Source organism: Rummeliibacillus sp. SL167 (assembly GCF_007896505.1).
In the GTDB taxonomy this organism is placed as follows: Bacteria; Bacillota; Bacilli; order Bacillales_A; family Planococcaceae; genus Rummeliibacillus; species Rummeliibacillus suwonensis.
Window position 1 is genome coordinate 1 of the sequence record NZ_VCBM01000004.1, and the last position, 20,421, is coordinate 20,421.

The window sequence follows — 20,421 nt, forward strand, 5'->3', positions numbered from 1 at the left end:
TTCGTCCTGAGCCAGGATCAAACTCTCCATAAAAGTTAAGTTTGAAAGCTCATTTGCTTTGCTAGCGTATCATCCGAAGATGATATCTATTTTATCTTTGTCACTAACGGAGGTTAGTGAACAAATTTTATTGATTAACGTCTTGCTTGTTCAGTTTTCAAGGTTCATATTTGCCGGTATTTCGGCAACTCATATATCCTATCATTTTCAATTTCTTTTGTCAATCATTTTATTGGAAAAGTTTTTCTGGAATTGAAAGGATTATGTATTGTTTTTTGTCGTATGTCTTAACGACATATATTAATATAACTTATCTTTTTCAATAAATCAACTGTTTTTTTGAAATAATTTTTTTATTTTTGATTCATCAATAACAAACAGTGCAATTCCAATGATTACAATAGCTCCACCCATTACCTGAGTAACGACTAAATGTTCATTGAATACAAAATACGCAAGAATAGATGCTCCTACTGGTTCGAACAAAATAGCTATTGAAATAACATTTGCTGACACCCATTTAATTGCCCAATTAAATAAATTATGTCCTAAAAGATTAGGAACAATCGCCAATAATGCAAACCATACCCAACTCATCATTGGATATGAGCCAAATGATTCTCCCTTAAAGAGGACATAAAAGAATAATGTAATAGTACTTGCTGTATACACAATGATGGTATATGTAGTAAGCGAAACCCTTTTCCTCACTTCTTGTCCAAATAACATATAACCTGTTACTAATGCACATGCAATTAGTGCTAATATATCTCCGTAAAACGCCATTCCACCAACATGAAAATCACCCCAGCTAATAAGTACGCTGCCTGCAATGGCAATCATTCCTGAAATAACTGTTTTATAAGCAATTGGTTCTTTAAAGCAAAAATATGTACCTGCAATCGCAAATAATGGTTGTAGTGTTACAAGAACCGTGGAGCTTGCTACAGATGTATAGCGTAGAGATTCAAACCATAGTATAAAATGAAACGCTAAAAAAATTCCGGCAACAATTGAAAAAATCCAGTCTTTCCTCACAATATTGAATATTTCTTCGCGAGAATACATTAAGAAAGATGGCATCATCAGCAACACTGAAAACAACATCCTATAAAAAGCAACTACTCCCGAGTCTGCATCCGCTAGTTTCACTAATATAGCAGATGTTGAAACGGAAATAACCCCAATTAGTATTGCCACTAATGGGGGGATTTTAGGCTTATTCATTCTCCCACCCCCAAAATCATATAGCACTTTTTTAAAACAAAGTTGTACAATACGAATATGTCATTGTCTATCATTTTTGCATTATATATATTCTATCGCAAGTTAAATTTACGAAAGGAGGAGATTTTTTGCATTCTTTGGTAGAAAATTCACTTACATACGAAACAATTATAAAGCTTGGTATTGCAGCTGCTTTAAGTTTAGCTATAGGGATTGAAAGAGAGTTAAAAAGAAAGCCGATTGGATTAAAGACCAGTCTCGTCATTGCAACATTTAGTTGCCTTTTAACGATCATATCCATTCAATCTGTGCTTAACGCCAAACCAATACCTGGTATTACTGTTTCGACGGACCCTCTTCGATTAGCAGCTCAAATCGTGAGTGGAATTGGTTTTTTGGGAGCAGGTGTTATTTTTCGGAGAGACAACGATAGTATTAGTGGATTAACAACTGCAGCAATGATTTGGGGATCTGCAGGTATTGGCATCGCTGTTGGTGCAGGTTTTTACCTTCAAGCGATAGCCGCTGTCATACTTGTTCTTCTTGGTGTAGAAGTAATTGCTCCTCTCTTCTTTAAAATAGGTCCTAAACGCCTGCACACAAAAGATGTTTCCCTTTTACTCCATCTGAAAGATGCAAATGATATCCAAAATATATTAAAATATCTTCATAACAACAACATGGAAGTGGATAATATTCGTATAAGGGATATTCGATTATCGAACAATGAAATGCAGCATCAAGTAAGGCTTAAATTTTCAGGATTATCAGCAAAGCTTGACACGCTTTCTCTATACAACGAAATTAAGAAACTTCCTTATGCAGAAGAAATAGAAATTGAAATATTACCTTAAAGGAGTTCATCATGAAAAATATGTGGAAACTTTTAAAAAACGGAAACAAACCCTCTCTACTCGCAGCATTTGTTAACTTATTTTTAGGCATCGTGAAAGCCGTTGCTTATTTCTTTACAGGAAATGTGGCCATGTTCGCAGAAATGATGCATTCACTTGGTGATGCAGCAAACCAATTCTTTGTATATGTTGGCTCTGCTCTTTCCAAAAAGGCTCCAACGCGACAATTTCCTAAGGGATTTGGACGTGTTGTAAATTTAGTTTGTTTAGGCGCCGTATTAATTGTTGGGATCTTATCATACGAAACGGTGTTAGAAGGATGGCATCAAATCCAACATCCTGCTGAATCTTCTAAGATGTGGATCAGCTTATTAGTATTAGGTATTGGCATTGTCATGGAAGGTTCTGTTTTATTAAAAGCCTCCACAGAAATTGCCCACGATGCCGGTATACAAGCCAACCCTATTACAGCTATTCCAAAAGCATTTACACATTTAGATAGCGCGAAACCTGCTACAAAATTAGTATTTATGGAAGACTTAGTTGCCACATCAGGCGGTGTACTTGCATTTTTAGCAGTCATCATTTCACATTTCACTGGCTTTTTGCAAGCTGAAGGAATAGCCTCTATTTTAATTGGTTTGATGATGTTCTATGTAGTTGGTGTCGTATTTTTAGAAAATGCACGTGGTGTAATTGGCGAAACAGATGAAGAAATGCTCAACCATATTGCTCATTTAGTTTTGGATGATCCGAACATCCACGATATTAAAAAGCTGGTTGTTCTAAAAGAAGGAGAATTCCTTCATGTTGAACTGATTGCTGAAATTGAACCTACATTAAGTTTTGCTTATGTAGATGATATCCGCGATCACTTAGTAGAACTTATACTTTCACAAAAAAATGTTTCAAAAGTTCACATCTCATTTGATGAGGATAATGGTGTTCAAGAATGGAAACATATTAGCGACAGACCTGAGGAATTAAAATAAATAACTTTGATGCGAAGAGAGATATTTAGAACTCTTCGCATTTTTATTTTTTATGATTGAATGAATTTCAGATTTATACCACAAACTATTTGTGGAGGTGAGATTTGATGAACGGTATACAAAGATTTGCTCTCTTTCTAACTATCATCGGAGCACTTAACTGGGGGCTTTTAGGCTTATTTCAATTTGACGTTGTAGCTACTCTATTCCGTGATGGTCAAGCTAGTTTTGGAGCAAGAGCCATTTATACAATAATAGGCCTAGCAGGGCTTATTTCTTTAGGTCTATTATTTGCACCAAATAGAACAGCACGACGTGTAACGAAAAAGGATAATGTTCGTCCACTAAAAAGTGTATAAGGTGAAACTTCATAAGGTGGGGGTTTCTTCATCCCCTACCGAGTGAATTGAACTAATGGGGATTTTATAGGCAGTCACCCCTTACTTATCCTTCGCTTTTACTTGAGGCTTAAAGCTAAAGCAGGAGACATACTGTCCGTTAGTGTACACTAAAAAACTGGAGAACATTATTTTGTCCTCCAGCTTTTTAAATATTAGCATTACACCCAACCTCTAAAACGCGATGCTTCAGCAGTTTTGCGTACACCTACCATATATGCAGCCAAACGCATATCCACATGACGTGTCATCGCTACATTATAAACATTATGAAAGGCTTCTATCAATTTCTTCTTCAGTTTTTCCGTTACCTCTTCTTCTGACCAATAGTAACCTTGATTGTTTTGAACCCATTCGAAGTAAGATACTGTTACACCACCAGCACTTGCCACTACGTCTGGAACCAATAAAATACCTCGTTCATGGAGAATTTTTGTTGCCTCCGTTGTAGTAGGACTATTGGCGGCTTCCACTACGATTTTGGCTTGGATACTATGTGCATTTTCTGCTGTAATCTGATTTTCAATGGCAGCTGGTACAAGAATATCACAGTCTAGCTCTAATAACTCTTGATTGGAAATGGAGTTTTCAAACAAAGTGGATACTGTACCAAAACTATCACGACGATCTAGTAAATAATCAATATCCAAACCATCTGAATCATACAATGCACCATATGCATCTGATATACCAATAACTTTTGCTCCCAAGTCATTCATAAATTTAGCTAAAAAGCTACCAGCATTACCAAACCCTTGGATAACAACTCGTGCATTTTTAATATCAATATCGCGACATTTCGCAGCTTCTTCAATAGCAATCGTAACACCTTGTGCGGTTGCACGATCACGACCTTGGGAACCGCCAAGTACAATAGGTTTTCCTGTGATAAAACCTGGTGAATTAAATTCATCAATTCGGCTATATTCATCCATCATCCAAGCCATGATTTGGGAATTAGTAAATACATCAGGAGCTGGGATATCCTTTGTAGGACCAACAATTTGACTTGTCGCTCGAACATAACCTCTACTTAAACGTTCTACCTCACCCATTGACATTTGACGTGGGTCACAAATGACACCGCCTTTACCACCACCATATGGTAAATCAACGATACCTGCTTTTAAAGTCATCCACATAGATAAAGCTTTTACTTCTTCCGCTGTCACTTGAGGGTGGAAGCGAACACCTCCTTTGGTAGGACCAACAGCATCATTATGTTGTGCACGATAACCTGTAAAAATTTTCACAGAACCATTATCCATTTTTACTGGTATACGTACTTCTAACATGCGTAGTGGCTCTTTTAAAAGTTCATACATAGCTTCGTCATAGCCAAGTTTTTGAAGTGCTTCTTTTATAACAGCTTGTGTAGATGTAAACAGGTTTAGATTTTCTGCCATTTAATTTTCTCGCCTCTTTTATTCTTAATAATGGTTAACATAGTAACTATTTTGCGTTCATTGTAACATAGTTTCTATGGCTGTGTTGACTATTTCTAATTATTTTTTAAAGACTTTCCTAATTTTATCCAACGCCCAATCCAATTCTTCTTTTGAAATGACCAATGGTGGAGCAAAGCGAATAACAGATTCATGTGTTTCTTTACATAATAAACCATATTCCATCAATTTTTCACAAAATGGTCGTGCTTCTATATTTAGTTCCATCCCAATAAATAACCCACGACCACGGACCTCCTTAATCGTTTCGTTTTCAATTTTTCTTAATTCTTCAATAAAATATTGTCCTAGTTTCAACGAACGTTCGGCGAGCTTTTCATCACGTAAAACGTTTAATGACGCAATAGAAACCGCACATGCCATTGGATTACCGCCAAATGTTGAACCATGAGAACCCGGATTAAATACTCCAAGGATTTCTTTGCTAGACACTACGCATGAAATCGGGAATACGCCACCACCTAACGCTTTTCCTAAAATATACACATCAGGATTTACATCTTCCCAATCACAGGCAAACATTTTACCTGTTCTCCCAAGACCTGCTTGAATTTCGTCCGCAATGAATAATACGTTATTTTGTCGACAAAGCTCACGAGCAGCCTTTAAATATCCAGCCGGTGGTATGATGATCCCCGCTTCTCCTTGAATAGGTTCAACAAGAAATGCTGCTGTATTTGGGGTAATAGCCTCTCTCAATGCTTCTAAATCGCCATAGTCAACAAGTTTGATACCTGGAAGTAGTGGTCCAAAACCACGGCGATATTCAGGATCAGATGTCAAGGAAACCGCCATCATTGTACGACCATGGAAATTTCCATTACAAGCGATTACCTCCGCTTTGTTATCTTCTACACCTTTGACATCATATGCCCAGCGACGCGCCGCTTTAAATGCTGTTTCAACTGCTTCTGCACCTGTATTCATCGGTAGCACCATTTCCTTACCCGTAACTTCACACACCAATTCATACCATGGACCAAGCTGATCGCTATGAAAAGCTCTAGAAGTCAAGGTTACTCGATCCGCTTGTTCTTTTAAGGCTTGAATGATTTTAGGATGCCGATGACCTTGATTAACAGCTGAATAGGCTGATAACATATCCATATATTTATTCCCCTCTGGATCCTTTACCCAGACGCCTTCTGCTTCAGAAATAACAATCGGAAGTGGCAGATAGTTTTTGGCACCATATTTATTTGTTTGGACAATGATTTTTTCGGAACTTGTTGATAACATTTAAACTTCCCCCTTGTGTTGTTATGAAGATAAAGTGAAACTCCATCAGTGGCCCCCACTGATGGTTAGCTGAACCAATCGGACTTTTACGGGCAGTTGTTTCCCCACCTATCTTTCTCGTTTCTCTCTATATCTTGAGACAGGAGTCTTACTGCCTGTTAAAGTTAGATAAAGTAACTTGATTATTAAATACTATCTTTGAACATTGTTGTCTTACTGCCCGTTAAAGCGGGATAAAGCCCCTTTACATGACATATGAATGATCACTCTTTATGACAATATAAGATCAAGGTTTCTATTAATAAAGCAGGCAAAATGAGAAAATTCTTTGCCTGCTTTATAGTCAATCTATTAAAGTGTTTCTGCTACTGATTTAGATTGCATGTGTAATAGCAAGAAATCTGGACCACCTGCTTTAGAGCAAGTACCGGACATATTGTAACCGCCAAATGGTTGATAACCAACGATCGCTCCCGTACAACCACGATTAATATAAAGATTTCCTACAAAAAATTCTTCACGAGCTTTTTCTATGTGTTGCCGATTGGTAGAAATAACTGCCCCTGTCAAACCATACTCAGTATTATTGGCAACTTCAATAGCTTCATCAAAATCTTTAACTTTAGAAATCGCAACGATTGGGCCAAAAATTTCTTCTTGCATTAATCGTGCATTGGGTGCTACATCCACTACTACTGTTGGGTTGACGAAATAACCGACTGAATCGTCTGCAGTACCCCCTGCCACAATACGGCCTTCCTCATTGGCTACTTCAAAGTAGCTTGTTACTTTTTTAAAGGCTGCTTCATCGATAACTGTTGCCATAAAGTGATGATAATCTGTTGGATCTCCAACTGTTAATCCATTTGTCAGCTCGACTACTCGCGCTACTACTTGATCGTAAACATCCTCTACAATGACTGCACGGGAACAGGCTGAACATTTTTGACCACTAAAGCCGAACGCAGATTTCACAATCGATTGAGCTGCTAATTCAAGATCTGCTTCTTTATCCACAACGATTGTATCTTTTCCCCCCATCTCAGCGATTACACGTTTAATCCAAAGTTGGCCTTTGTTTTGAACGGCTGCACGCTGATTGATGCGAAGTCCCACGTCACGAGAACCCGTAAAACTTACAAAACGTGTACGCGGATGATCGACCAAATAGTCCCCGACTTCCGCTCCTGAACCCGGTATGTAGTTTACAACTCCAGTGGGAAGTCCTGCTTCCTCTAAAATTTCTATAAATTTATAGGCGATGATTGGTGTTGTAGAGGCGGGTTTCAGTAATACTGTATTTCCTGTGACAACCGCTGCAACTGTTGTACCTGCCATAATCGCGAATGGGAAATTCCAAGGGGAAATAACAACACCAACACCTAGAGAGATATATCCAAATTGATTGTTCTCACCAGGACGACTTTGAACAGCTTTGCCATCCTTCAATTCAAGCATTTGTCGGCCATAGTATTCCATAAAATCAATGGCTTCCGCTGTATCTGCATCTGCTTCTACCCACGGTTTACCCGCTTCAATCGTCATCAGTGCTGACATTTCATGACGACGCCTTTTTGTAATAGCAGCCGCTTTGAAAAGAATATCCGCACGCACTTCAGGCTTTACCTTACTCCACGTTTTAAATGTTTCATCAGCAGTCTTCATTGCTTTTTCAGCCAGTTCTTGGTTTGCTTTTGACACATTCCCTACAACCTCCGTTTTCTTAGCTGGATTGTAGGATACTATCTTATCTTTTGTTAAAATACGTTCTCCGCCAATAATCAATGGATAATCTTTGCCAAGCTCACTTTGCACTTTTTCTAAAGCCTCTTGGTATGCTTGACGATTTTCCCCCTTTGAAAAGTCTGTTAATGGTTCTGTTGTATACGGAATCATTTCATATCCTCCCTTGTGATCGAAGTGCAAAAAATATTTGCATTTCTATATTGATTACACCTATAATAATGCAAAAGATCATTGCATTTTTCAAGTGCAATTATCAAAAAAATCTAAAAATTTTTCAGGTGATATAAATGAAAGGGAATAAAGAAAATTTATTACCGTTTTATAAATTCGCAACTGAACACGCTTCCGTTGGCATACATGCAGTGGATAAAAGTGGTAATACTATTATCTATAATGAAAAAATGATGGAGATTGAAGGGCTTTATCTCACAGATATACGTGATCGCTCGATTGTAGAACTTTTCCAATTTGAAAAAGAAGATAGCACTTTGCTTAAAGTATTACAAACAAAGAAACCCATCCAAAATATCAAACAAACATATTGGAATCAAAACGGACAAGAAATTACGACCATCAATGATACGTTTCCCATCATAGAAGAGAATGAGCTGATTGGTGCGATCGAAATTGCCCGAGATATTACAACATTAGAAAAACTCATGTATCAACCGCTGAGACGTTATGGTGAGTCGATTACATTCAATGTCATCACTGCAGTTTCTGAACCTATGCGCAAAGTAATTGAAACCGCTAAAAAAGCTGCTATTACTAAACTTCCTGTTTTGCTGATTGGTGAGTCAGGTACTGGTAAGGATTTAATCGCAGAAGCCATACATCATTCCGCAACTCCCGCCACAGAAAACTATATGACGTTTTTTTGTCATAAATCAGATGGATCGACAGTTGAGCGATTAAAAAAACACTTACATACAAATGACAGGAGTACAATCTTTTGCGAACGCATTGAATATTTGTCACTTGAACTACAAAAAGAATGTTTGAGATTGCTCGAAGAACATCGACAAGATTCACATCTCTTTATCGCAAGTATCGGCGGAGATCCTATTGACTTGATTGCATCTGGAGAATTATTAAAAGAGTTGTATTATTTCTTTGCAGCGGTTTCGATCAATGTTCCGCCACTACGTGAACGAAAAGAGGATATTCAGCCATTCGTTGCTGATTATCTAAAACGCTATGAAAAACGCTTTGGTGTAAAGTTAAAAGGAATGTCAAAAGAAGTGCAACAGTTGTTTATGAGCTATGATTGGCCTGGAAATTTAAAGGAGTTAGAAATTTTACTGGACGATGTGATGGCTTTAGTAACAAATGAAGAGGAAATTACTGATGAGCTATTACCACTCCATTTCAAATGGAAGTTGCAAGCATATAATGTTTCTGCAAAAAAAACTGATTCTTTTGTCTTTCAAAATGATAAAGAGCTTTTGCCACTTGATGGTTATTTAAGGAGAGCGGAAGAATATTATTTAAATAAAGTGCTTAATATGCATCATCATAATATTACGAAAGCTGCGGAAGCACTTGGTATGAGCCGACAAAATTTACAATACCGTATTCGAAAAATGAAAAAATAAAGTGAAACTTTAATCAGTGGGGTTTTCTTCATCCTCCACTGAACTAGAGGAACTCAGGTGAAAAGCGCCACGTCCTGTGACAACACCTGAGTGACCAACATCATGCCCGAACCAATCGGGCTTTGACAGGCAGTTTATCTCCAACCTAACTTCTTTCCTTTCGCTGAATTTTGAGGTGGGAGTATTACTGCCCGTTAATGCGGGATAATTTGTTGAATGAATATTTAGGCTTTATAGGTAGCCATTCCTCCACTTATCCGCCTTTACTTTTATCTAAGTCCTGAAGTGAGCTCTTACTGTCCCTTAATAATGTAGGATAAAAAAGTTTGTTTACAACCTGATTGCCCTTAAATTTCAACATGAAATTAGAGTAGTCTACAAACAAAAACTATTTCGTCAAAATGAGCGAAATAGTTTTTATTTTACTTAATACCTGATTCTTCAATCCAATCACGCAGTTTAACCTTTAATGAATTAAAACCTACAGAATCTTTTTCATCTACACGATCTTGAAGTGATTTACGAGGTTGTTGTAAATCTTTTCTTTTCATTGGTGGGCGTTCTTGCAAAGCACGGATTGATAAACTAATTTTTTTGGCATCTGCATCTACTTCAAGCACCTTTACTTGAACTACATCGCCGACATTCAAAAAATCAGTAATGTTCTTTACAAAACCGTACGTGATTTCAGATATATGCACAAGACCTTGTGTCGTTTCATCTAATGCGACAAATGCGCCATATGGCTGGATACCAGTAACTTTTCCTGTAAGCACATCTCCTACTTCATATTTTTTTGCCATTTTGCCCTTCCTACTTTCCGTTACTTCTATATACGCTTTTTCACGTAAATTATAGCATAGTCCTAAAACTCGGGCAAAAAATCACTGGGCAAAAAGTTATTTTTCCTAAAATGTTTCATGATTTTGATCCGGCAAAAATATATGATCATTTTTTGAATAAATAATATAAATATTCTTACTTTTTTAAAGAATACATAATTTTCTACTTCAAAACATGCTATAATATAAAAACACATCGATAAATCAATTTCATAAATACTTTTTGATTAAAAAATGCAAACGTTTTTATTTTTTACGTGAATCAATTTCACAATGCAAAATTCAGATAAAAAACACGAACATTTTAAATCAACATGAACATTAATATTCAGAAATTTTTGTTCCACTCCAGACGGCGCTTTCCACGGGCTTGGCTTCAATCTCCTCGGGTCGACACGATGTTGACCCCGAAGCCGTTGCCACAGGACGTGGCGAACTTAGGCTTTGTCCCTTAAATTGTTCCTGCGGGGCTTTCAGCTCAAGCTTTTCCCGTAGGACTTTGAATAAGCCTCCTTGAACTCACACCGCACGAAGAAAATGCGCAAGCCTAATCGAGGAGTCGCCGTCTTCCGCTCCACAACTATCAAATTAGTTATGATTAAATGTTCGTATTTTTTAAGAAGAAAATGATTGATGAAATTGATTCACGTACATTAGCATTCGGAATAACATCAAATTTTACATTATGAAATTGATTCAAATACGTAAATTTGAAGGGGTGCTTTATATATGATGAAAGAGAATCTTCATACTCAACTAAGTATGTTACGAAAAGAACGTAATCTTACTTTAGATGAACTGTCTTTAAAAGCTCGAGTAGGTGTTGAAAAATTGGCTCGATATGAATCTGGTGAAGATATACCTTCAGAACAAACATTATTAAAGCTTTCAAATGCCCTTGAGGTGCCAGTTTCTAATTTGTTAGATGGCATACCCAAACATGAATAAAAAAGAGCATGCTGTGTCCTAAAAGATGTTACTTTGAAATCTTTTAGGGCACTTTTTTTGTTGCGTAGGATTTGCTTTCTATAGAATACTGCTATTTCCAAACAGGAACTTGAGAAGTGAAAGGCGACAGCTTCTGTTGAAAAAAGCAAGTACATCGAGAGAACTCCTGCTAATTACTAATCCTTTCAAATCCGATTCAATCGTATCTCTTCCTTCATATTATTACAATATACATTTTGCCTCGAATTTGATTGCTAATAGTTTGTAAGATATATCGATACATTTCTCAATTGGAATCCATTGTTCAAATGATTGTTCATAAATAATTTGGATGACTTTTCCTAGTTCTGAAGGGTCATCGATATATTGTAATGCCGCCACAACATCCGCTGCCTCTGTATCATATGTAAAATCAGTCATTTCAAAAGGATTCCAATCTTCTAAAGTGTGTATGGCTTTTCTATTCATTTCAATACTTCTCATTCATTTTCACCTTATTGCTTTCCTATTATAATCGTTATGATAACATAATTGATAAAAAAGGAAAGAGGGATATGCTTGAACAACTTCGATTATGTAGAAAATAGAGTACAAACCAATTCTATCAAATGGGATAAAATCTCTTCTGCTTTTCACTTAAAAGAGGCAACAGATATACTCCCAATGTGGGTTGCCGATATGGATTTTTCAGCTCCTGAAGTTCTCATCGATTCGCTCAAAAAACGCCTAGATCACCCTGTATTTGGTTATTCTTTTGCAAGCGAGTCTTGTACAAAGGCTTTTACAAATTGGGTAGAAAAACGTCATGGTCTGCATGTCGAACCTAGATGGGTTTTATACCATCAAGGTGTTGTACCAGCTATAGCTTCCATTATTGAAACCTTTACAGAAGAAGGGGATGCAGTGCTTGTTGCACCGCCCATTTATCCTCCCTTATTTATAGTTCCCCAAAAATTAAAGCGCGTTGTGAAAGAATGCCCTTTACTTGAAAAAGAAGGTATCTATTCTTTTGATTTTGAAAACTTTGATGCCCTCACAAAAGATGAAAATGTGAAACTATTCATCCTATGTCATCCACATAATCCTGGTGGCATTGATTGGTCAGTAGATGTTCTCCAAAAAATTGTCCAAATATGTGTGAAAAACGATGTTCTGATAGTATCTGATGAAATTCATGCAGATCTAATGATAGATGGACATAAACATATGCCGCTTGTAAAAATAGCTGGAGATTTTCAAGATCACATCATTACTTGTATGGCTCCTACAAAAACATTCAATATTGCAGGTATTCAAGCAGCTATGATGATTGTGCCAGACAACAAAAAACGATTGCAATTGAAAAGAAATGCCAATATGCATGCGGCACTTGGACTATCCGTTTTCGCTATCACAGCCATTGAAGCCGTCTATTCGTCTAAAGGTGAGGAATGGCTAGATGAGCTATTGCCATATATCTCATCTAATATGGACCTAGTTATTCATCGACTGACTACATCGATTCCCGGCATTAAAATCCATAAGCCTCAAGCCACTTATCTATTATGGATTGACTATAGAGATACTGGATTGAAGGAGGAAGAAGTAATGGTTCGGTTACTCACTATAGGAAAATTGGCGCTTGAACCTGGAACAAAATACGGAGAGCAAGGCAGAGGTTTTTTACGTATGAATGTAGCTTGCGCACGTTCAACAGTTGAAGACGGCATAGATCGTTTTATCAAAGCCTTCAAAAATTGATAGATGATATTTTTATTCAAATCAATTTAAATGATATCCAACAAAACTTGGGGGATGTGTGACAGGCGCTGACTTTCAAAAATGCAATCGCACTTTCTTCATACGAATTTTCGTTTCGCATGAGGCAGCAGTATATTCTCCACTTCAAAATTGTAGTTAAAGGAAGGGAATAAAGAGCGATCAACGGTCTGTAGTTCTACTAACACATAATGTCAAATGAAAAACTTGTTGCCCAACGGAAGACAAATCGAGCTGTAAACTCTACTAACACATAATGCCAAATGAAAAACTCTCCCCTACTCTGAAAAGTTTTACTTTATCTGCTTTTAAACAAAAAAGAAATTCTCGCCTTCTAGACAAGGAGGCAAGAATTTCAAAACGGCTACTTATTATGCAAAGATTGTTTTTCCTTTAAAATTTTTTCTTCTAATTCTTTCGTTTTCTCTAAATCTTTTCTCGCTTTTCTTCTAAAAAAATTAAAAACAAGGATACATAAAACGAGGAGGATCGCCATTTCAATTGCTGCTGGAATATACTCTGATTTATCATCGGGAAAATATAGGAATTCGTTTAAAATCCAAAGATTCATGGTTCATACGTCTCCTTATTATTTTTCAATAACTTTAATTGCTTCAATCACTACATCTTCAAGAGGTTTGTCTCGGAAATCCTTTTCAACATTGGCGATTTCATCAACAACATTCAAACCTTCAACTACTTGACCAAATACAGTGTGTTTTCCGTCTAACCATGGAGTGCCACCATGTTCTTTATAAGCATCAATAACTTCTTGTGGGAAGCCAGCATCTTGCATTTGTCCAATCATATTGGCAGGAATTTCAGCCATTTGAACAATAAAGAATTGACTACCATTTGTATTTGGTCCGGCATTTGCCATTGAAAGTGCACCGCGAAGATTCATCAATTCAGGGGCAAATTCATCTTCAAAAGAATGTCCATAGATACTTTCGCCACCCATACCTGTACCAGTAGGATCACCACCTTGGATCATAAAATCTTTAATAACACGATGGAAGATGATTCCTTCATAATAACCGTTTTTCGCATGTGTTAAAAAATTCTCAACTGTTTTTGGCGCTTGTTCAGGGAACAATTTAATTTTGATAGGACCCAATGTGGTCGTCATTTCTACTAATACTTCATTGTCTGCTACTTCATTGGATAATTGTGGATACATCATTGCATCTCCTTTAAAATAATAATTTTATTCCCGCATTAACGGATTTGAAGAACTCATTCAAGATTCTACTACAACTAGACAAATAATGGGCATCATCCGAATGGAAAGACCGATTGGTTCGACTAACATATAGTGGAAGATAAAGAATCTTCCGCTATGTGAAGTTTCAAGCTACCGTGAAAAGTGATGCTATCGTCTTCTAGCGTCATGAGTATTACGAATATATTCTTTTCTTAACTATAACATACCGTCCTAGTCTAACATAAAGGACCATATTTTTCATTTACAAGACACACATGATGTACATTTCAATAACACTAGTACGCTAGTATATATCATAAAACAATACAAGGATATCCACCATTCTATTATACATTGAAATGGATAGCTCATTTTTGAAAAAGTTATGGCAAAATAGAGCATACTAAAGAATTCATACTGTTTTTAAAAGAAAAACCCTGAATTCTTTTAAAATATTCCTTTACTCTCACTCTCCTGATAAAAATGTGCTATTCTGTTAGTTGATAGTGTCATTTGCTATCTATACATAGAACTAAAGAGGAGGATATTTTTGAGAAAAGTAGTAGGCAGCCTTATCATAATTTGTAGTCTTCCTCTGCTATTTTTTCTTTTTGAAAAAATTTCAACAGAATTACAAACGGCTAAAGCCTTTGAAAAACAATTTACAGCCAATGTTCAATTAGATGATCCTAATGTGATGGTCCCTACTATTCTTAGGGATCGCCATCAAAAAGTCTTTTCGGAAGAATACACTGAATGGAGAAAACCATTAGAACTCGCTGATATTCCTAAATTTGCGCAGCAACTATTCATTTATAGTGAGGATGAAGACTTTTATCAACATATAGGTTTTGATTTATCCGCTATTGCTCGAGCTTTCATGGCAAATAATACGAGTGGAGAATCTTCACAAGGTGGTAGTACAATTACCCAACAACTTGTTCGTATGCGGTATCTATCTACAGAAAAAACCTATGAACGCAAAATGCTTGAGATCTTCTACTCTTATGAACTGGAACGCAAAACGACTAAAGATGAAATTTTAAATATGTATTTAAACGAAATGTATTTTAGTAATGGTACCTATGGGATAAACGGTGCCGCAACCTATTATTTCAATAAACCTGTTTTCCAATTATCCAAAGCACAGATGGCATTTATAGCAGCTATTCCTAATAATCCATCACTTTATGATCCATTAAGACATTTCAAGTATACAAAAAAAAGGCAAGAACGTTTAATTGATAAATTAGTGGAAAAAAATGTTTTATCTAAAAGTGAAGCTGATAAAATTAAAAAAGAAAAAATTATCATCAAATTGAAAAAGAAAAAGCAATTGTATCCCGCTTATAGCACATATGTGATGAATGAATTTCGTTCACTTATCGCAACAAAAGAGGGTTATCAAAACCAGTTACGATCTGCTAAAACAGCAAAACAAAAAAAGGCTATCCAAGCAAAATTTGCTAAACGTATCAATCAATTATTGAGGCAAGGTCTAACCATTGAAACGGCATTATCGCCAACAAAACAGGCCGCTGACAAAACGAATATCGATCAGATTTTGACAAACAGAGGGAAATTACAAGCCTCTGCTGTTGTGATTGATAACAGCAAGCGAGAAATCATTAGTATATACGCTGGGAAAGGCTATCAAAAATATGATTATAACCGTGCTTTTCAGGGTTATCGTCAACCTGGTTCGGCTTTTAAGCCTTTAATAGATTATGCCCCTTACTTCGAAGAAACGAATGCCACCCCCCAAACATATGTGAGTGGTGCACCTTTCTGTAAGGAAAACTATTGTCCCGAAAACTATAAAGGTCAAATCATTGGAAATGTAACCATCCAACAAGGTTTCCGCAACAGTTATAACACAGTAGCCATGAGATTGTTCGATCATATTGGGATAAACAAGGCGTTTTCTTACTTAAAACCATTTCAATTTGATGCATTAACCAAACAAGATCGTACCTATTCTGCAGCAATTGGCGGATTGACTCATGGGGTTACAACAGCTGAATTAGCTGATGCTTATACAAGTTTTATCGATGGCGATTATTCCCCTGCCCATACAATACGCAGTGTAAAAGATAGCCATGGAAATGTCCTTTATAAATGGGGCAAGCAGTCTCGACAAGTTTGGTCCACCAGTACTGTGTCGCAGATCCGCTTCTTAATGTCTGATGTTGTTCAGCATGGTACAGGTGTCGGCATACATATTAATGCCCCTTACGTTGGTGCCAAAACAGGAACAACAAATGATTACCGTGATTACTGGCTTGCAGGTTTAACCAATCGTTATACCGCTGCTGTATGGATTGGTTTTGACCGACCACAAAACATGGAAAGTCTTGAAGATGCCAAGATCCATCATCGTATTTTTTCAAGTATTATGAACAACTAAACGAACAGGTCATATGAAAATAAAGTGAAGCTTCCATCAGTGGGGGTTTTCTTCATCCCCCTACTAAGCTAGAGGAACTCAGGTTAAAAGCGCCACGTCCTGTGGCAACATCTGAGTGACCAACATCCTGCCCGCCCGAACCAATCGGACTTTTACGGACAGTTGATCCCACCTATCTTTCTCGTTTCTCTCTACATCTTGAGGTGAGGGTCTTACTGCCCGTTAAAGCGGGATAAAAATAGTATGCTAGGGATATCCCCAGCATACTATTTTTGATATGCAGGTAAAATTGGAGAGAGGATCATGTACATTCTGCCCTGCATCAACAAATCGTATGAAGTTTTACTAAATCTGTGTAAAAAACCTTTTCAAGTATGGGCGCAATCGCTTATGAAAGTTTATTTTGAAAACGGTAAGCTGGAGACAATCCCATTATACAGTTTAAATACGACATAAATGATCAATGTTAAAAGGACAAACCATATGACAATTTCAAATAGCATCACACCAACCGTAGCACCTAATGTCATATAATTACTCAGCTTATAAATAACATATACAAAATAAATAAACGTCGTAGCCATAAAAATAGCGAGCAAGATCCAAAACGATTGAATCCCCGCCGCTGAGGCTAATGCCCCGAAGAAAAAGATGACATTCCCACCGCGTGCCTCATGTACTGTTTTTCCATCTAAATCTTTTGAGAAAAAAAGCATCGCAAGCTCATGAATGGTCTCTCCGATCAATTTCAATGCTGAGAATAGCATGAAATAACATAATGCAAAGATAATCAATAAAAAGATTCGCATTTGTATTTCAGATAAAAATTCTCGCATTCCCGAATATACGCCAATAGATTTGAATAGTTCAATAGATTCTGTCACCGTATATAAGCCAAACGTTAAACTAAACAAAATAATTGTGATTAATGGCAAATATCCGTAGATATATGGATTTTTCATTACTAAAATTCCTCTTTTTTAATAGTATTTCCTATTACATAATAGCTAAAAACAATGCTCACTATCAAGAGCAATCGAGTAATATATCCTAGTTACAGGAAAATTTCTAGTTTAAGCGAGAGCAATTCAAAAAGCCTTTACCCAAATTGAAGTAGGTAAAAGCTTTTTTATTTTACCAATAAGGTCTATATGGTGGATAGAATGGTCTTCTATAAAACGGGGGATAAAATGGTCTTCTATAATAATTATACGGTGGAAATGGACGAAATGCTGATCCGACTAATCCTCCTAAAAAGCCGCCTACGAATGGTCCACCAAATCCTCCAAACCCTCCACCATATGGATATGAATAATATGGATACATCGTCAACCTCCTCTCGCTCTATCCTATGTCAAGGAAGTGAGCTAAAATAGGAAGTTGCCTATTATTTTAAATCTTCCTGTGCTAAACGTTCGACAAATGTAGCAAGTGTTCGTACCATTACCCCTGTACCGCCTTTTGGTCCTAAATCATAATCGCTCAACGCATCTGAAGTACCTGCAATATCTAAGTGAATCCAAGGTGTATCTCCTACAAATTCACCGACAAAGCCGCCACCAAAGATCATATGTCCATCACTACCTGGAGAATTGTTCAAGTCAGCTATATCACTTTTACGGATACGTTTTTTATCATTTTCTGTTAGAGGCAATTGCCATACAAATTCACCTGTTTCAGCAGATGCTTTTAAGAACGCATCAAAAAATTCCTGATTATTTGTTAAAGCGCCTGTTTTGTCATAGCCGAGTGCTGTAATCACACCACCAGTCAAGGTAGCCAGATCAATCAAATAATTTGCACCTTGTTGTTTCGCATAAGTAACTGCATCTGCTAAGACTAAGCGCCCTTCAGCATCCGTATTTAAAATTTCAACCGTTTTGCCGCTATAGGTCGTAATGACGTCATCTGGTTTAAAAGCACCGCCAGAAATCATATTGTCTGTCGATCCGATTACCCCCATTACATTTTTGTTTGGACGTAATTCACCGATAATTCGCATTGCCCCTAAGACCGCAGCTGCTCCGCCCATATCACCTTTCATCCCTACAAGACCTGCTTTCGATTTAATGGAATAACCACCTGTATCAAACGTTACTCCTTTACCGACAAAGCCAATGACATCTTCCCAATTCTCTTCCCCCTGATATTTCAAAGTAATCATACGTGGTTCTTCTTTAGAGCCTTTATTGACAGCGAGGATCGCCCCCATTCCGAGCTCTTCAAGCTGTGCTTTATCTAAAATTTCAACCTCAAAATCATATTGTTTCGCAAGCTCAACAGCATACTCTGCTAATTTAGAGGAAGTGAGCATATTTCCAGGCTTATTGATCAATGAGCGCGCTTCGTTTACTGCAGTAGCATAGATTTCCCCAACTTCAAAACCAGCTGCAATCTCTTCTATATCTTGATGGGTGATGAAGTTCACTTCTTCTAGCGCAACTTCCGCCACATTTGATGTTGTTTTATAATTTTCCACTGTGTAAGCGCCCATCATAATTCCCTCAGCAGCCATGATAACCGCGTCAGATGCAGGGATCTCTTCTGTTTCAAATGAATCCACCCACAAGGTCATCGATACTGTTCTTGTTTTTTGAAGTGTCTTTCCAACTAATCCAAATGCTTCACGTAGTGTATCAGGTGTTAACGTTTTACGATTTCCTAAACCGACAAATAGAAGTCGTTTTACTTTTGCTTTAGACGAATATACGGGAATCTTCGTAATCGCCTTTGCAGTTGTTTGAATATCTCCATCTTTAATCCATTGTTCAATTGGTTGGCCAAAGAATTCTATGAATTGATCCCAATTAGCCATATTATTTTGGTTTTTGGATACACCGACGATTAAAACATCTGTAGCCACTGAGTCAAAATTCGGGATATTTTTATTGATATACATTGTTTTACCTCTTTTCAACCTTATTATCATTATTATATCAAATTCATTCGATACCCAAAGGATTTAAAACCATTTAACTTAGAAGATGATTACTGATTGCCTTCTGTGCTATAGTAAAAGTAAGTATCATATAGTGTTGCGTCAAGATTTTTGGAATAATCGAATGAAAGATCTCCATTCAAAATCTTGTTCCAATACCAAAAAAGCTGAATAGATTAAAAGTAAAGGCTGAAAGGTGCTGATTATGATGGAATTTTTTCACAATACCCCTTTGATCGCTGCATTGCTCGGTATTTTAATCGCACAATTTGTGAAAATCCCTATTCATTTTATTGCAACAAAAGAAATCGATTGGAAACTTTTCACCTCAACTGGCGGAATGCCAAGCTCTCATTCAGCAGCCGTTTCTGCTTTAACAACGGCCATTGGATTCGAATCCGGGATATCTTCTCCATTATTTGCTGCTTGTATTATTTTTTCGGTTATTGTCATGTTTGATGCAACTGGAATTCGTTATCAGGCAGGACAACAAGCAATCGTCATCAATCAAATGCGCAAAGACTTTCAAACCCTCATCATGATGACCAAAGAATTTCCCGATAAAAAACCTGAAGAAAAAATTGAAGATTTAAAAACCTTATTGGGTCACCGACCTATTGAAGTTTTTTTTGGCTGTTTAACAGGTATACTTCTTTCCGTTGTTATTTATATTTAGAATTTCCTGTTTCATAGCTGTACATATTCCTTCCAAAGAAAAAAGTAGTGAGGTAAACACCACTCACTACTTTTTTCTCGTATTAACAAACTGTCAAATTCTCACTTCAAAACATAAGAAAACACGGGTTG

The 20,421-nt window shown here is 36.9% G+C and carries 20 protein-coding genes; 8 read left to right on the plus strand and 12 right to left on the minus strand.

Going from position 1 to position 20,421, the window contains the following annotated elements; translation table 11 throughout:
* Nucleotides 1–327: 327 nt before the first annotated feature.
* On the minus strand, nucleotides 328–1,227 hold the full coding sequence (locus FEZ13_RS15285; RefSeq protein ID WP_146553403.1) for a DMT family transporter: 900 nt from the start codon (nucleotides 1,225–1,227) through the stop codon (nucleotides 328–330).
* A gap of 128 nt (nucleotides 1,228–1,355) precedes the next feature.
* On the opposite strand from FEZ13_RS15285, the gene FEZ13_RS15290 reads away from it, so the two are divergent.
* The 3 genes from FEZ13_RS15290 (at nucleotide 1,356) to FEZ13_RS15300 (ending at nucleotide 3,432) form a co-directional block, all read left to right on the plus strand.
* Complete coding sequence (locus FEZ13_RS15290; RefSeq protein WP_146553404.1) at nucleotides 1,356–2,081, plus strand: MgtC/SapB family protein; 726 nt, start codon at nucleotides 1,356–1,358, stop codon at nucleotides 2,079–2,081.
* Between the two features lie 11 nt (nucleotides 2,082–2,092).
* A complete protein-coding gene (locus tag FEZ13_RS15295) occupies nucleotides 2,093–3,073 on the plus strand; it encodes a cation diffusion facilitator family transporter (protein WP_146553405.1) in 981 nt (326 codons plus the stop codon).
* Nucleotides 3,074–3,180: 107 nt separating this feature from the next.
* Nucleotides 3,181–3,432, plus strand: coding sequence for a DUF378 domain-containing protein (locus FEZ13_RS15300; RefSeq protein WP_146553406.1), 252 nt, complete (start codon nucleotides 3,181–3,183; stop codon nucleotides 3,430–3,432).
* 200 nt (nucleotides 3,433–3,632) lie between these two features.
* On the opposite strand, the gene FEZ13_RS15305 is transcribed toward FEZ13_RS15300, so the two are convergent.
* The 3 genes from FEZ13_RS15305 to pruA all read right to left on the minus strand — a co-directional run bounded on the left by FEZ13_RS15305 (nucleotide 3,633) and on the right by pruA (nucleotide 8,072).
* On the minus strand, nucleotides 3,633–4,877 hold the full coding sequence (locus FEZ13_RS15305) for a Glu/Leu/Phe/Val family dehydrogenase (RefSeq protein WP_146553407.1): 1,245 nt from the start codon (nucleotides 4,875–4,877) through the stop codon (nucleotides 3,633–3,635).
* 99 nt (nucleotides 4,878–4,976) lie between these two features.
* The gene (locus FEZ13_RS15310) at nucleotides 4,977–6,176 is read right to left on the minus strand and encodes an ornithine--oxo-acid transaminase (RefSeq protein WP_146553408.1); all 1,200 of its coding nucleotides are present in this window, start codon (nucleotides 6,174–6,176) and stop codon (nucleotides 4,977–4,979) included.
* A 351-nt stretch (nucleotides 6,177–6,527) separates the two neighbouring features.
* Nucleotides 6,528–8,072, minus strand: a complete 1,545-nt coding sequence (gene pruA, locus FEZ13_RS15315) for an L-glutamate gamma-semialdehyde dehydrogenase (RefSeq protein WP_146553409.1) — start codon at nucleotides 8,070–8,072, stop codon at nucleotides 6,528–6,530.
* Between the two features lie 137 nt (nucleotides 8,073–8,209).
* Here pruA and FEZ13_RS15320 point away from each other — a divergent pair, with 137 nt between their 5' ends.
* The gene (locus tag FEZ13_RS15320) at nucleotides 8,210–9,517 is read left to right on the plus strand and encodes an AAA-type ATPase lid domain-containing protein (RefSeq protein WP_146553410.1); all 1,308 of its coding nucleotides are present in this window, start codon (nucleotides 8,210–8,212) and stop codon (nucleotides 9,515–9,517) included.
* Nucleotides 9,518–9,526: 9 nt separating this feature from the next.
* Here FEZ13_RS15320 and FEZ13_RS20220 read toward each other — a convergent pair whose 3' ends face one another.
* Entirely contained in the window at nucleotides 9,527–9,661 is a 135-nt protein-coding gene (locus FEZ13_RS20220) for a hypothetical protein (protein ID WP_255473208.1), read from the minus strand.
* Nucleotides 9,662–9,939: 278 nt separating this feature from the next.
* Nucleotides 9,940–10,320 carry a S1 domain-containing post-transcriptional regulator GSP13 gene (gene yugI / locus FEZ13_RS15325; RefSeq protein WP_146553411.1) on the minus strand — a complete coding sequence of 127 codons (381 nt, stop codon included), beginning with the start codon at nucleotides 10,318–10,320 and terminating at the stop codon, nucleotides 9,940–9,942.
* Between the two features lie 768 nt (nucleotides 10,321–11,088).
* Here yugI and FEZ13_RS15330 point away from each other — a divergent pair.
* A complete protein-coding gene (locus FEZ13_RS15330) occupies nucleotides 11,089–11,307 on the plus strand; it encodes a helix-turn-helix domain-containing protein (RefSeq protein ID WP_312753343.1) in 219 nt (72 codons plus the stop codon).
* A 222-nt stretch (nucleotides 11,308–11,529) separates the two neighbouring features.
* Here FEZ13_RS15330 and FEZ13_RS15335 read toward each other — a convergent pair whose 3' ends face one another.
* The gene (locus FEZ13_RS15335) at nucleotides 11,530–11,790 is read right to left on the minus strand and encodes a DUF1871 family protein (RefSeq protein WP_146553412.1); all 261 of its coding nucleotides are present in this window, start codon (nucleotides 11,788–11,790) and stop codon (nucleotides 11,530–11,532) included.
* Between the two features lie 75 nt (nucleotides 11,791–11,865).
* Between FEZ13_RS15335 and FEZ13_RS15340 the strand changes: the two genes are divergently transcribed.
* Complete coding sequence (locus FEZ13_RS15340; RefSeq protein WP_146553413.1) at nucleotides 11,866–13,047, plus strand: MalY/PatB family protein; 1,182 nt, start codon at nucleotides 11,866–11,868, stop codon at nucleotides 13,045–13,047.
* 382 nt (nucleotides 13,048–13,429) lie between these two features.
* Here the strand turns inward: FEZ13_RS15340 and FEZ13_RS15345 are convergent, their stop codons facing one another.
* Both FEZ13_RS15345 and FEZ13_RS15350 read right to left on the minus strand, forming a co-directional pair.
* Nucleotides 13,430–13,636 carry a hypothetical protein gene (locus tag FEZ13_RS15345; protein ID WP_146553414.1) on the minus strand — a complete coding sequence of 69 codons (207 nt, stop codon included), beginning with the start codon at nucleotides 13,634–13,636 and terminating at the stop codon, nucleotides 13,430–13,432.
* An 18-nt stretch (nucleotides 13,637–13,654) separates the two neighbouring features.
* Nucleotides 13,655–14,245 (minus strand): peptidylprolyl isomerase, encoded by a 591-nt coding sequence (locus tag FEZ13_RS15350; protein ID WP_146553415.1) that lies wholly within the window; start codon nucleotides 14,243–14,245, stop codon nucleotides 13,655–13,657.
* Nucleotides 14,246–14,819: 574 nt separating this feature from the next.
* Here FEZ13_RS15350 and FEZ13_RS15355 point away from each other — a divergent pair.
* Nucleotides 14,820–16,676, plus strand: coding sequence for a transglycosylase domain-containing protein (locus tag FEZ13_RS15355; RefSeq protein ID WP_146553416.1), 1,857 nt, complete (start codon nucleotides 14,820–14,822; stop codon nucleotides 16,674–16,676).
* 398 nt (nucleotides 16,677–17,074) lie between these two features.
* Here FEZ13_RS15355 and FEZ13_RS15360 read toward each other — a convergent pair whose 3' ends face one another.
* The 3 genes from FEZ13_RS15360 to FEZ13_RS15370 form a co-directional block, all read right to left on the minus strand.
* Nucleotides 17,075–17,638 carry a YufK family protein gene (locus FEZ13_RS15360; RefSeq protein WP_146550721.1) on the minus strand — a complete coding sequence of 188 codons (564 nt, stop codon included), beginning with the start codon at nucleotides 17,636–17,638 and terminating at the stop codon, nucleotides 17,075–17,077.
* Nucleotides 17,639–17,810: 172 nt separating this feature from the next.
* Entirely contained in the window at nucleotides 17,811–18,002 is a 192-nt protein-coding gene (locus tag FEZ13_RS15365) for a hypothetical protein (RefSeq protein ID WP_146553417.1), read from the minus strand.
* Nucleotides 18,003–18,063: 61 nt separating this feature from the next.
* On the minus strand, nucleotides 18,064–19,575 hold the full coding sequence (locus FEZ13_RS15370; RefSeq protein WP_146553418.1) for a leucyl aminopeptidase: 1,512 nt from the start codon (nucleotides 19,573–19,575) through the stop codon (nucleotides 18,064–18,066).
* Nucleotides 19,576–19,822: 247 nt separating this feature from the next.
* Here FEZ13_RS15370 and FEZ13_RS15375 point away from each other — a divergent pair, with 247 nt between their 5' ends.
* The gene (locus tag FEZ13_RS15375) at nucleotides 19,823–20,290 is read left to right on the plus strand and encodes a divergent PAP2 family protein (RefSeq protein WP_146553419.1); all 468 of its coding nucleotides are present in this window, start codon (nucleotides 19,823–19,825) and stop codon (nucleotides 20,288–20,290) included.
* Nucleotides 20,291–20,421: the final 131 nt, after the last annotated feature.

Excerpts from the sequence above, each read along its gene's own strand:
- FEZ13_RS15370 (WP_146553418.1), bottom strand. The coding sequence starts at position 19,575 with ATGTATATCAATAAAAATATCCCGAATTTTGACTCAGTGGCTACAGAT.
- FEZ13_RS15360 (WP_146550721.1), bottom strand. The coding sequence starts at position 17,638 with ATGAAAAATCCATATATCTACGGATATTTGCCATTAATCACAATTATT.
- FEZ13_RS15295 (WP_146553405.1), top strand. The coding sequence starts at position 2,093 with ATGAAAAATATGTGGAAACTTTTAAAAAACGGAAACAAACCCTCTCTA.
- FEZ13_RS15365 (WP_146553417.1), bottom strand. The coding sequence starts at position 18,002 with ATGTATCCATATTATTCATATCCATATGGTGGAGGGTTTGGAGGATTT.
- FEZ13_RS15285 (WP_146553403.1), bottom strand. The coding sequence starts at position 1,227 with ATGAATAAGCCTAAAATCCCCCCATTAGTGGCAATACTAATTGGGGTT.
- FEZ13_RS15305 (WP_146553407.1), bottom strand. The coding sequence starts at position 4,877 with ATGGCAGAAAATCTAAACCTGTTTACATCTACACAAGCTGTTATAAAA.
- FEZ13_RS15375 (WP_146553419.1), top strand. The coding sequence starts at position 19,823 with ATGGAATTTTTTCACAATACCCCTTTGATCGCTGCATTGCTCGGTATT.
- FEZ13_RS15320 (WP_146553410.1), top strand. The coding sequence starts at position 8,210 with ATGAAAGGGAATAAAGAAAATTTATTACCGTTTTATAAATTCGCAACT.
- yugI (WP_146553411.1), bottom strand. The coding sequence starts at position 10,320 with ATGGCAAAAAAATATGAAGTAGGAGATGTGCTTACAGGAAAAGTTACT.
- FEZ13_RS15350 (WP_146553415.1), bottom strand. The coding sequence starts at position 14,245 with ATGTATCCACAATTATCCAATGAAGTAGCAGACAATGAAGTATTAGTA.
- FEZ13_RS15345 (WP_146553414.1), bottom strand. The coding sequence starts at position 13,636 with ATGAATCTTTGGATTTTAAACGAATTCCTATATTTTCCCGATGATAAA.
- FEZ13_RS15300 (WP_146553406.1), top strand. The coding sequence starts at position 3,181 with ATGAACGGTATACAAAGATTTGCTCTCTTTCTAACTATCATCGGAGCA.
- pruA (WP_146553409.1), bottom strand. The coding sequence starts at position 8,072 with ATGATTCCGTATACAACAGAACCATTAACAGACTTTTCAAAGGGGGAA.
- FEZ13_RS15310 (WP_146553408.1), bottom strand. The coding sequence starts at position 6,176 with ATGTTATCAACAAGTTCCGAAAAAATCATTGTCCAAACAAATAAATAT.
- FEZ13_RS15335 (WP_146553412.1), bottom strand. The coding sequence starts at position 11,790 with ATGAGAAGTATTGAAATGAATAGAAAAGCCATACACACTTTAGAAGAT.
- FEZ13_RS15330 (WP_312753343.1), top strand. The coding sequence starts at position 11,089 with ATGATGAAAGAGAATCTTCATACTCAACTAAGTATGTTACGAAAAGAA.